General features: G+C 72.8%; 8 protein-coding genes and 1 pseudogene. All 9 read left to right on the forward strand.

Annotated features, from left to right (window positions below; all coding sequences use genetic code 11):
• The first annotated feature begins 134 nt into the window (after nt 1–134).
• Nucleotides 135–1394, forward strand: a complete 1260-nt coding sequence (locus tag StrepF001_RS42530; protein WP_129803436.1) for a 6-phospho-beta-glucosidase — start codon at nt 135–137, stop codon at nt 1392–1394.
• The gene (locus StrepF001_RS42535) at nt 1385–2356 is read left to right on the forward strand and encodes a BadF/BadG/BcrA/BcrD ATPase family protein (protein WP_129803437.1); all 972 of its coding nucleotides are present in this window, start codon (nt 1385–1387) and stop codon (nt 2354–2356) included. The genes StrepF001_RS42530 and StrepF001_RS42535 overlap by 10 nt, the downstream gene beginning before the upstream one ends.
• Before the next feature lie 191 nt (nt 2357–2547).
• Nucleotides 2548–4014: a hypothetical protein gene (locus StrepF001_RS42540; protein ID WP_129803438.1), complete on the forward strand. Its 1467-nt coding sequence runs from the start codon at nt 2548–2550 to the stop codon at nt 4012–4014.
• Between the two features lie 14 nt (nt 4015–4028).
• Nucleotides 4029–5045 carry a glutamate ABC transporter substrate-binding protein gene (locus StrepF001_RS42545; RefSeq protein ID WP_129803439.1) on the forward strand — a complete coding sequence of 339 codons (1017 nt, stop codon included), beginning with the start codon at nt 4029–4031 and terminating at the stop codon, nt 5043–5045.
• 81 nt (nt 5046–5126) lie between these two features.
• Nucleotides 5127–6485, forward strand: coding sequence for a hypothetical protein (locus StrepF001_RS42550; protein ID WP_129803440.1), 1359 nt, complete (start codon nt 5127–5129; stop codon nt 6483–6485).
• Complete coding sequence (locus StrepF001_RS42555) at nt 6482–9025, forward strand: serine/threonine-protein kinase (protein WP_129803441.1); 2544 nt, start codon at nt 6482–6484, stop codon at nt 9023–9025. The genes StrepF001_RS42550 and StrepF001_RS42555 overlap by 4 nt, the downstream gene beginning before the upstream one ends.
• A complete protein-coding gene (locus StrepF001_RS42560; protein WP_206307133.1) occupies nt 9026–10351 on the forward strand; it encodes a PP2C family serine/threonine-protein phosphatase in 1326 nt (441 codons plus the stop codon).
• A 99-nt stretch (nt 10352–10450) separates the two neighbouring features.
• Nucleotides 10451–11797 (forward strand): VWA domain-containing protein, encoded by a 1347-nt coding sequence (locus StrepF001_RS42565; RefSeq protein ID WP_129803443.1) that lies wholly within the window; start codon nt 10451–10453, stop codon nt 11795–11797.
• 92 nt (nt 11798–11889) lie between these two features.
• Nucleotides 11890–12542 (forward strand): annotated as a pseudogene (locus tag StrepF001_RS42570) (hypothetical protein); the annotation flags it as partial.

Raw genomic sequence — 12542 nt, forward strand, 5'->3', positions numbered from 1 at the left:
CCCGTACCCCACGCTGGACACGGCCCCCTTCCTGGACGACTGACGTCCGACCCCGCACCGCCTCCAGGTAACGCCTCCGTTACCCGGGGGCGTTCGCTCTTGACGCCCCGTTCCGAGTGAAGGGTTGACACCGCATGAAACTCACCGTCATAGGCGGCGGCTCCACCTACACACCCGAACTCGTCGACGGCTTCGCCCGGCTCAGGGACACCCTGCCCATCGAGGAACTGGTCCTCGTCGACCCGGCGGCGGACCGCCTGGACCTGGTGGGCGGGCTGGCCCGCCGTATCTTCGCCCGCCAGGGGCACGACGGGCGGGTCGTCACCACCTCCGACCTGGACGCGGGCGTCGAGGGCGCCGACGCCGTCCTGCTCCAGCTCCGCGTCGGCGGCCAGGCGGCCCGTGAGCAGGACGAGACCTGGCCGCTTCAGTGCGGCTGCATCGGCCAGGAGACGACCGGCGCGGGCGGTCTGGCCAAGGCGCTGCGCACGGTCCCGGTCGTTCTCGACATCGCGGAACGGGTGCGTCGTACCAACCCCGACGCCTGGATCATCGACTTCACCAACCCCGTCGGCATCGTCACCCGTGCCCTGCTGAAGGCCGGGCACAAGGCAGTGGGGCTGTGCAATGTGGCGATCGGGCTGCAGCGGAAGTTCGCCGCGCTGCTGGGCCTCGCCCCGGCCGACGTCCACCTCGACCACGTGGGCCTCAACCATCTCACCTGGGAGACGGGCGTACGCGTGGACGGCGAGAACGTCCTGCCCGAGCTGCTCCGCGAGCACGGCGACGCGATCGCCGCGGACCTCCGGCTGCCGCGTGCCCTGCTGGACCGCCTGGGCGTGGTCCCCTCCTACTACCTGCGCTACTACTACGCGCACGACGAGGTCGTACGGGAGCTGCGCACCAAGCCCTCGCGTGCCGCCGAAGTGGCCGCGATGGAACGGGAGTTGCTGACGATGTACGGCGATCCCGCGCTCGACGAGAAGCCGGCGCTGCTGGCCCGGCGGGGCGGCGCCTACTACTCCGAGGCGGCGGTGGACCTGGCGGCGGCGCTGCTGAGCGGCGCGGGAAGCCCGTACCAGGTGGTGAACACCCTCAACCGGGGCACCCTGCCCTTCCTGCCGGACGACGCGGTGATCGAGGTGCAGACGGCGGTGCGGGCCGAGGGCGGGCCGGCTCCGCTGCCCGTCGCCACCGTGGACCCCCTGTACGCGGGTCTGATGGCGAACGTGACGGTGTACGAGGACCTGGCGCTGGAGGCGGCCCTGCGCGGCGGCCGCGACCGGGTCTTCCAGGCGCTGCTCGCGCATCCCCTCATCGGCCAGTACGAGTACGCCGAGACCCTCACCGACCAGCTGATCGCACACAACCGGGAGCACCTCGCGTGGGCCTGACCGCAGCCGTCCTCGCCGTCGACGCGGGCAACAGCAAGACGGACGTCGCGGTCGTGGCGGCCGACGGAACCGTGCTCGCCGAGGCCCGCGGCGGCGGTTTCCGGCCGCCGGCCGTGGGTGTCGAGGCGGCGACGGACGCCCTCGCCGAGGCGGTGGAACGTGCCTGGGCCATGGCTGGAGTCACCTCCGTCACGCACGTCTCCGCCTGTCTCGCCAATGCCGACTTCCCCGTCGAGGAGGAGCGGTTGACGGCCGCGCTGCACGCGCGCGCGTGGGGTACGACCGTCGAGGTGCGCAACGACACGTTCGCGATCCTGCGGGCCGGTGTCACCGAGCCGCGCGGGGTGGCCGTCGTGTGCGGCGCGGGCATCAACTGCGTGGGCATGCGCCCCGACGGCCGCACCGCCCGTTTCCCTGCTGTCGGGCGTATCTCCGGGGACTGGGGCGGGGGTTGGGGACTTGCCGAGGAGGCGCTCTTCCACGCGGCCCGCGCGGAGGACGGACGCGGCGGCCCCACCGAGCTGGCCCGGACCCTGCCCGCGCACTTCGGGCTGGACTCCGTGTACGCCCTGATCGAGGCACTGCACCTGGAGCGGCTGCAACCCGCGCGGCGCCACGAACTGACGCCGGTCCTGTTCGCCACGGCGGCCGACGGCGACCCGGTCGCCCGTGCGATCGTCGACCGGCTCGCCGACGAGGTCGTGACCATGGCGACGGTGGCGCTGACCCGGCTGGACCTGCTGGCCGAGGAAACCCCGGTGCTGCTCGGTGGCAGCGTCCTCGCCGCACGGCACGCCCGACTCGACGACCGCATCCGGGACTTGCTGGGTGCCCGGGCGCCGAAGGCCGTCCCCCGCGTGGTGACGGCGAGCCCGGTGCTGGGGGCGGCGCTGCTGGGGCTGGACCGGATCGGCGCGGGAGGGCGGGTGCAGGCGCGGCTGCGGGCGCACTTCGAGGGCTGACCGCCGAATCGGTGGAACCGAACCGATTCCACCGGCGTATTCATGGGCAGGGGGTGGTGCGGGGCGCTCCGCGGTGCGCCGAAATACGCTTCACCGCACTGCGATCCGATCAAGATCGGGGCAAGGCCGGTGCGGATGTCAGTCCCGGCAGCGATACTGGCGGCGACGGATGACCATGGGGGAGGTCAAGAGTGACACAACCGCCGAAAAGCAGCACGGCACCACCGGGCCCGGACCCGGCGTCGGGCTCCGGCCTGCCCACGATGCCGGGCATCCCGCCGCAGCCCACCTCCACGGGCTCCCCCGCCTCCCCGGCACCCGCCGGGGAGCCGCCCCGCCGCACCGCGTTCGCCGAGGGTGTGGACCGGGTGCGCGCCGCCGCGACCACCGAGCCGGGCCGACTGCGCATCATCGGCGCCGTCCTCGCCCTGCTGGTCGTCTCCTTCGGCGCGGTGACCGCCTGGCAGGCCACCGACCGGGCGTCCGCCGCCGACGACGTCCTGCACAAGAGCCAGCCCCTCAGCTCCGCCGCGGCCGACATCTACCGTTCCCTGGCCGACGCCAACACCGCGGCGTCCAGCGGTTTCCTGGCGGGCGGTCAGGAGACGAAGACCTCCCGCGACCGCTACGAGAGGGGCATCCGCACGGCGGCGGCCAAGCTCGTCACGGCCGCCAACAACTCCGACCCCGGCTCCCCGTCCGCCGCGACGATCGCCGAACTCAACCGGCTCCTGCCGCAGTACAAGGGCCTCATCGAACGCGCCCGCGCCAACAACCGCCAGGGCTACCCGCTCGGCGGCGCCTACCTGCGCTACGCGAACGACACGATGCAGAACGAGATGCTCCCGGCGGCCGAGGACCTCTACAAGTCGGAGAACGAGCGGCTGCGCGGCGACTACGCGGACGCCACGCCCTACCCGTGGGCGGCCATCGCCCTCGGCATCGTCGCCCTCGCGGCCCTCGCCTGGGCGCAGCACCGCAACTACCGGCGCACGAACCGGGTCCTGAACCACGGCCTGGTCGCCGCCGGCGCCGCCACCACCGTGGTCCTGCTCTGGCTCGTCGTCGGCCACAGCGTCGCCCGCGCCGGCCTGGGCGACTCCTACGACCACGGCGTCCGCTCGCTGAACGTCCTGCACGACGCCCGCATCGCCTCCCTCAAGGCGCGTGGCAACGAGAACCTCACCCTGGTCAGCCGGGGTGCGGAGACGGTCGAGGTCAAGCCGGGCGAGTTCCAGGACAAGTTCGACGTCGCCTACAAGGAGTCGATGCAGGACCTGGCCGACGGCCTCACCGCGGCGCAGTCCCTCGCCGACGACGGGGCCGGCGAGCAGCCCGTGCGGTCGGCGGTGGGCAACATGGACGAATGGCAGGACCGCCACCAGCAGGCCCGTGCCGCCGACGACGCGGGCGACTACCAGGCGGCGTTGAACAAGGTCATCGGCGCGAAGAGCGACAAACCCACGGGCGAGTGCTTCGACAACGTCGACAAGAACCTCGACACCGCCCTGAGGCACGAACAGCGTGAGTTCCAGCAGGCCGCGGGCGACGGCCTGGACGCGATGACCGGCCTCTCGGCCGGCGCGGCCGCCCTTGCGGTGCTGGGCGCGGCCGGCGCGGTGCTCGGCATCGGCCGCAGGCTTTCGGAGTACCGGTGAAAGGGGGCGTGACGATGCATGCACGACGTTTGCGGGCCAGCCTGAAGGGCTGGGGCGGCGTGGGCGCGATGGCCGTCGTCTGCGCCCTCGCCGTGGCCTTCGCGCTGCTGCTGCCGCACACCCGGCCGACCGACGACGGCAGCACGGGCGTCGGTGGCCAGGGCGTGGCCGACGGGTCGCACGCGAAGGCCGAGGAGTGCAAGGACCCCGAGGACCAGAGCCTGTCCCCGTCGACGGCCGAGGGCGCGTCGATCGCGACGATCAAGAAGCGCGGCTATGTCTCGGTGGGCGTCGACCAGAACAGCTACCGCTGGGGCTACCGCAACCCGAACAGCACGGCGAAGGACGTCGAGCTGGAGGGCTTCGACATCGATCTCGCCCGCCGGATCGCCGAGGACCTGCTGGGCGATGCGGACAAGATCCGGTTCAAGGCCATCCCCACCAACCAGCGCATCCCCGCGGTCCAGAGCGGGCAGGTCGACATGGTGGTGCGCACGATGACCATCAACTGCGACCGGCTGGAGCAGGTGGCCTTCTCCGCACCGTACTTCCTGACCGGCCAGCAGGTCCTCGCGCCCACCTCCTCGACGATCGAGGGCTACGACGAGACCCTCGCCGACCAGAAGATCTGCTCGGCGAAGGGCTCCACGGCGTACGACAAACTGGACGCGGACAGGAAGGCCGGCCGACTGCCCGCCTCCACCGACATCTCCATCACCGTTCCCAACCAGCTCGACTGCCTGGTCCGGCTCCAACTCGGCCAGGTCGACGCGGTGGTGACGGACGGTGCGCTCGCCGCGAGCCAGGCCGCGCAGGACCCCACGGTGGAACTGAAGGGCGACCGCTTCACCACGGAGTACTACGGCGTGGCGATGAAGAAGGACGCCGACGATCTGGTACGCCGGGTCAACCGAATACTGGAGGACTACCGCGAGGACGGCGGCTGGAAGCGGTCGTACGGCACATGGCTGTCGGCCACGCTGGGCAGTGACTCGGAGTCGGCGACTCCGCCCCGGCCCACCTACGCATGACCGGCCGTCGGCAGACGGCCGGATGAAGGACGGCCGACGGCACACACCGGCACGGAACACACCAGCAACGAGAGGTGATCGATGGGCGTCGCGGGAGCCTCCGGTCCGGTAATGGACCGGGACGAGGTGGACCGTGCGCTGGCGCGGCTCGGCGCGGAACACGAGGCCATCGAGACCTCGCTCCTCGCCCTGCAGGACCACGCGGGCCGCCGACTCCTCGAGGGCGCCGAGCTCACCGGCACGACCAAGGAGCGCTGGGCGGCCGCGGAGGCGTCGATCACGCTGCTGTGGGCGTACTTCGACGCGTACACGGGCGCGTTGCGCTCCGCCCGTGAGATCCGCGCCCGCCGCCGCTGGTCCAGCCGCGAGGACCTGCTGGAGCTGACCGAGCTGCTGCGCGGCGAGTCCGTCACGGTCGCCGGCAGCGCCGCGGCCACGGCGAACGCGCCCACACTGCACGGCACGGGCAAGCTCAGCCAGCAGTTCTCACTGGCCGGGCTGGTGGACCGGATGAACGAGCTGTACGCAACGTCGCTGGACATGGTCGTCGCCGCCGACGCGGTGTGGTCCGCGCTGCCCGCACGGATCGATTTACTGGCCGCCGAGCTCCAGCGCACCCGCAGGCTCGCGCACTCCGTCGGCGTGCGCCCCGGCGAGCACCCGGCGGGCGACGACCTGGAGCGCATCACACGCACGCTGACGAAGCTGCGCGAAGAGGTGGTCTCCGATCCGCTGGCGTTCTGGCTGCCCGCCGAGGGCAGTTCGGCACCGGGCGGCGGCAGACCGGACACCACGGTGTACGACCGTGAGGCGCGCGCCCTGGAGGAGGTGCGCCGGGAGATCGACGCCGTACTGACGGTCCGCCAGGATGCCGAGCAGCGGCTGATCAAGCTGCGGGACGTGCTGTCCCGGGCCGACCGCACGCTCGCCGAGGCCCGCACCGCGCGCGGCGAGGTCCTCGCCAAGATCGCCGCCACGGAGGTGCCGGTCGTCAGCGGACCGCCGACCGCACTCCAGGAGCAGCTGGCGGCGGCCGCCGAGTACCGCAGACAGGCCCAGTGGCACCGGCTGTCGCCACTCCTGGAGTCCCTGGAGCAGAAGGCCGAGGACGAACTGCTGCGCGCCCGCGAGTCGTTGACCGCCGTCACCGCACCCCTGGCGGTCCGCGCGGAGCTGCGCGGCCGTCTGGACGCGTACAAGGCGAAGGTCGCCCGGCACGGACTGGCCGAGGACCCGCTGCTGATCGAGCGGTACGACGCGGCGCGCCGCATGCTGTGGAGCGCACCCTGCGACCTGCGGGTCGCCGAACAGGCCGTGCAGCGCTACCAGCAGACGGCGGCCGATCTGCTCGGCACCGCCCCGCGGGTGCCGGGGCAGGCGGGGCCGCAGGACCGCAGGGGGCCGGGCGCGGTGAGCGACAAGGGGGATGCAGCGAGATGAGTCAGGCACAGCAGTCCTGCCAGCGGCCCGGCTGCGAGGGGTCGTACGAGGACGTCGGCGGCGGCGAGCTCTACTGCGACACCTGCGGCCTGGCGCCGGTGGTGTCCGCCAGCGGCATGGTCGCATCGCCGCCCACCGGGATCACGGGCGGCGGCCGGGGCTCGCGCGGTTCGGCGGGCAGCGGCAGCTCACGCTCCAGTGCGCGCAGTTCGCGTACGTCGTCGCAGTCGTCGAAGTCCCGCCGCTCGGTGTCGGGGCGGCTGTCGCGCGCGCTGTCGGGCCGTTCGACGGGCCGCTCGGTGTCGGTGCGCAGCTCCGGCTCCACCGCCGGTTCCTCGGGCCGTGGCCGGCTGGGTGCCGGGCTGGTCCAGGTTCCGCAGGTTCCGCGCCCCGACCCGCGCGCGATGGTCCTGGACAACCCGGAGGTGCCGGAGCGCAAGCGGTTCTGCTCGCGCTCGGACTGCGGGGCGCCGGTGGGCCGCGCCCGCGGGGACCGTCCCGGGCGCACCGAGGGCTTCTGCACCAAGTGCGGCCACCCGTATTCGTTCGTCCCGAAGCTGAAGGCCGGCGACGTCGTGCACGGCCAGTACGAGGTCGTGGGCTGCCTCGCGCACGGCGGCCTGGGCTGGATCTACCTCGCCGTCGACCGGGCGGTGTCGGACCGTTGGGTCGTGCTGAAGGGCCTGCTCGACACCGGCGACCAGGACGCCATGGCCGCCGCGATCTCCGAGCGGCGCTTCCTCGCCGAGATCGAGCACGCCAACATCGTGCGGATCTACAACTTCGTCGAGCACCTCGACCAGCGCACCGGCTCCCTCGACGGCTACATCGTCATGGAGTACGTCGGCGGCAAGTCCCTCAAGGAGCTCGCGAACGCCCGCCGCACTCCGGAGGGCCGACGCGACCCGCTGCCGGTGGAGCAGGCCTGCGCGTACGGCATCGAGGCGCTGGAGGCCCTCGACCACCTGCACAGCCGCAACCTGCTGTACTGCGACTTCAAGGTCGACAACGCCATCCAGACCGAGGACCAGCTCAAGCTCATCGACATGGGCGCGGTGCGCCGCATGGACGACGACGAGTCGGCGATCTACGGCACGGTCGGCTACCAGGCACCGGAGGTCGCGGAGGCCGGCCCGTCGGTGGCGTCCGACCTGTACACGGTGGCCCGCACCCTGGCCGTCCTCACCTTCGACTTCCAGGGCTACACCAACGTCTACGTCGACTCCCTGCCCGACCCCGACAACATCGAGGTCTTCCGCCAGTACGAGTCCTTCTACCGGCTCCTGGTCCGCGCCACCGACCCCGACCCGGCCCGCCGGTTCGCCTCCGCGCAGGAGATGTCGGAGCAGCTGACGGGGGTGCTGCGCGAGGTCGTGTCGCTGCAGACGGGTCGGGCACGGCCGTCGCTGTCGACGCTGTTCGGACCGGAACTGCGGGTGACGGACACGGAGTTGTTCCCGCCGCTGGAGGGTGAGGTGTCGCGGCTCGGGGCGCGGGTCGTACGGGCGCGCAAGCAGCAGCCTCAGCTCACCGGCGCCGCCCCGAGCACCACGGCCGGCCTCGTCAAACCCGTCGGTACCGCTGCCGCCGCCCTCGCGCTGCCCGTCCCCCGCGTCGACCCGGGCGACCCCAACGCCGGTTTCCTCGCGGGCCTGATGGCGACCGCCCCGGCCGAGCTGCTCAGTGCGCTGGCCGCGGCGCCGGCCCCGTCGATCGAGACGCGGCTGCGGCAGATCCGGGCGTGGCTGGAGAACGACGACTCCGACGCGGCGCCGGCCGCCCTGCGCACCCTGGAGACGGAGCGGCCCGACGACTGGCGGGTGGTCTGGTACCGGGGCGTGACCGCGCTGGTCACCGGCGACCACGAGGGCGCCGCCCTCGCCTTCGACGCGATCTACGACGCCTTCCCCGGCGAGACGGCACCCAAGCTCGCGCTCGGCCTGTGCGCGGAGGTGCTCGGCCAGCTCGACAACGCCGCCGAGTACTACCGCCTGGTGTGGTCGACCGACCCGAGCTATGTGAGCGCCGCCTTCGGCCTGGCCCGCGTCCAGCTCGCGACCGGCGACCGGCGCAGCGCCGTGACGACGCTGGAGTCGGTGCCGGAGTCGTCCATCCACTACACGGCGGCCCGGGTGGCGGCCGTCCGCGCCCGGCTCCGGCAACGCACGGCGGTCGGCTCCGACGTACCCTTCCTGGAGGATCTGAGCGCCGCCGCCGGGCAGGTGGAGGCGCTGGATGAGTACCGCCTGGATCCGACGCGCCGCGAGCAGTTGGTCACGGAGGTGCTCGGCTGTGCCCTGGACTGGATACTCTCCGGTGGCCAGGGATCCGTCCCTCCCCCGCACCCGGCCCCGGCCGGACGGGGGGACCCCCATGCCGCCGGGGGACGGACGCTGCTCGGCAGCGGCCTGGACGAACGAGGCCTGCGCTTCGGCCTGGAGCGTTCGTACCGCACGCTGGCCCGGCTGGCGCGGGGCGGCGAGGAGAGGATCGACCTGGTGGAACGTGCCAACCGTTACCGCCCCCGGACATGGGTGTAGTTGATGTCGCAGATGCCCCAGCAGGCCGCCTTGTCGAGGTGTCCGAGCTGCGAGGAGCCGCTCGAGTCGGGTGACCGTTTCTGCGGTGCCTGCGGATACGACCTGTCCGCCGTACCGCCGCGGCCGGACGACGGCCCGACGCTCACCCTGAACGGCTCGGGAACCCCGGCTGTGGTGCCGACGGCCGGCTGGCCCGTCGCCGCCGACGCGGACAGCTCCGCCCCACCCCCCACGGTGCATCTGCCGGCGGACCTCCCTGGCCCGGACTCGGGCGGTGCTCCCCTGTCTCCGGCCACACCGCCCCCGACCGCGACCGGCGTCCGCTTCGACCGCCCCCGGGAACCCGAGGAGTACCCCCTCCAGGCCCCGGACCCGCGCGTCGCCGCCGATGCCGCGGCGCCCGCCGACCCGGCCAAGCTGTGCGTGGCGTGCCGCGCGGGCCGCGTCGACGACGACGGCTACTGCGAGAACTGCGGACACGCCCAGCCGCGCGAACGCGACCACATGGAGCAGGAGTACGGCCCCATCGCGGCCGTCAGCGACCGCGGGCTGCGCCATCACCGCAACGAGGACGCGTTCGGCATCGGCCGCACCGTGCTGCCCGACGGCTCGGGCGCCCTGGTGGCGATCGTCTGCGACGGCGTGTCCTCGGCGACCCGCCCCGACGACGCCTCGCTCGCCGCCTCCCGCGCCGCGAGCGAGTCGCTGCTGGCCGCCCTGCCGCTCGGCACGCACCCGCAGCAGGCCATGCACGACGCGATCGTCGCCGCCGCCCACGCGGTCAACGCGCTCGCGCAGGAACCCGCCACGGCCCGCGAGCACGCCCCGCACCAGAACGCCCCGGCCTGCACGCTGGTCGGCGCGGTGGTCACCGCGGGCCTGCTGGTGGTCGGCTGGGTCGGTGACAGCCGCGCCTACTGGGTGCCGGTGGACCGCACCTCGCCCCCGGCCCGGCTCACCGAGGACGACTCCTGGGCCGCGCAGATGGTCGCCGCGGGCCTGATGAACGAGGCAGAGGCGTACGCCGACGAGCGCGCCCACGCGATCACGGGCTGGCTGGGTGCGGACGCGTACGAACTGGAGCCGCACACCGCTTCCTTCAAGCCGGACCGGCCGGGTGTAGTGGTGGTGTGCACGGACGGCCTGTGGAACTACGCGGAAGCGGCCGAGGAGATGGCCGACGTCCTCCCGGCCGACGCCGCCGTCCGTCCGCTGCACGGCGCCCGGGTTCTGGTCGGTCACGCGCTGGACGGTGGGGGCCACGACAACGTAACAGTGGCTCTCGTGCCGTTCCCGGCCCCGCCGCAGGGGGCAGGATCGGCCTGAGGCCGCGTACGGGGACGCCTCGACGGACCGGAGGGGACCGGTCCGTATTCCGTCGTCGCCCCGCATCCTGCGGGGCGTTCAAGGGGGAGCCGATAGGGCATGGCCAATTTCTCGAAGTCGAACGTGCCGCAGTTCTCGATGGACGTGTACCAGAACGAGTACCTGCCGGAGGGCGGCCGGGAGGTCAACGCGATCGTGACGGTGACCGCGACCGGCGGCGGCACGATCGGAAGCGCGGTGGCGGCACCCCACCTCTACGCGCCGGGCGAGGGCCCGTCCGCGGCCGTGGCGATCATGGTCGACTGCTCGGGGTCGATGGACTACCCGCCGACCAAGATGCGCAACGCCCGGGACGCGACGTCCGCCGCCATCGACACCCTGCGCGACGGCGTGCACTTCGCGGTGATCGGCGGCACGCACGTCGCCAAGGAGGTCTACCCGGGCGGCGGCCGTCTCGCCGTCGCCGACGCCACCACCCGCGAGCAGGCCAAGCAGGCCCTGCGCAAGCTCAGCGCCGGCGGCGGTACGGCCATCGGGACCTGGCTGCGTCTTGCCGACCGGCTGCTGTCCTCGGCGGACGTCGCCATCCGGCACGGCATCCTGCTCACCGACGGCCGCAACGAGCACGAGTCCGCGGAGGACCTCAAGGCGTCGCTGGACGCCTGCGCCGGACGCTTCACCTGTGACGCCCGGGGCGTGGGCACCGACTGGGAAGTGAAAGAAGTCACAGGGATCGCCTCCGCCCTGCTCGGCACCGCCGACATCGTCGCCGACCCGGCCGGACTGGCCGCCGACTTCACGCAGATGATGGAGACGGCCATGGGCAAGGAGGTCGCGGACGTCGCCCTCAGGCTGTGGACGCCGGTCGGCACCACCATCAAGTTCGTCAAGCAAGTCGCGCCGACCGTCGAGGAGTTGACCGACCGGCGCACCGAGGCGGGCCCGCGCGCCGGGGACTACCCCACCGGTTCCTGGGGAGACGAGTCCCGTGACTACCACGTGTGCGTCGAGGTCCCGCCCGCGAGCATCGGCCAGGAGATGCTGGCCGCCCGGGTCTCGCTGGTGATCCCGCAACCCGACAGTACGGCTCAGAACCTCGGCGCCCAGGGCCTCGTGCGGGCCGTGTGGACCGACGACATGGCCGCCTCGACGTCCATCAACCCACAAGTGGCCCACTACACCGGCCAGGCCGAACTGGCACAAGTCATCCAACAGGGGCTCGATCTGCGCAAATCGGGAGACATCGATGGAGCAACGGCCAAACTGGGCCGGGCCGTTCAGCTCGCCAGCGCCTCCGGGAATGCGGATACTGCGAAACTCCTTGCGAAGGTGGTGGACGTGGTCGATGCCGCGACAGGTACTGTGCGACTGAAGGCGAAGGTCGAGGAGGCCGACGAGATGACTCTCGAGACCCGGTCGACAAAGACTGTTCGTGTGAAGAAGTGACGTAGCAGGACCCTGAAAAGCAGCGAGCCTGACCCCTTGGGGTTGGAGAAAATCCGGCCGGACGGCCGGAAAGGAGAGGGGGAAGCGCCGACATGCCGACCTGCCCGAACGGACACCAGTCGGGTTCCGACGACTGGTGCGAGGTCTGCGGTCACCGCATGGCCGGTGCCGTACCACCACCCCCTCCGCCACCGCCCCCCGCAGGCGGCGGCTACGGTTTCCCGCCGCCGCCCGGCCCGAACGGCCAGCCCGGTGGGCCGAACGCCGGCCAGCCCGGCGGACGCTCGCACCTGTCCGCCGTACCGGACGCCGCTCCGGAACTCTGCCCGCAGTGCCGTACGCCCCGTGAGGGCGGCGCGCCGTTCTGCGAGGAGTGCCGGTGGAACTTCCTGACGAACACCGCGACCTCGTACACCCCGGCCGCCCCGCGCCCGTCGGCGTCCGGCCCGGGGGACCCGCGCTTCCAGCGGCCGCCCGCCCCGCCGTCCTTCGGGGGCGGTGAGTCGTACGAGTACCAGGGCTCGCGGCCCTCGCAGATGAACCGGCCCGCCGAGCCGATCCCGCCGGGCCCGCCCTTCGGCGGCGACCCGAGCGGTCGTCCCGGCCCGCCCGGTCACCCCGGCCAGCCCGGTCCCGGCGGTCAGCCCGGCTTCGGCGCGGACCCGTCGCGGCCGGTTCCGCCGCCGCCCGGCTGCGGACGGTTCCCCTCCTGCGGGAACGCGGGCGGGGCCTGTCTCTTATACAC

Origin of the sequence: Streptomyces sp. F001 (assembly GCF_004187715.1) — a bacterium.
GTDB classification, from domain to species: domain Bacteria; phylum Actinomycetota; class Actinomycetes; order Streptomycetales; family Streptomycetaceae; genus Streptomyces; species Streptomyces flavusporus.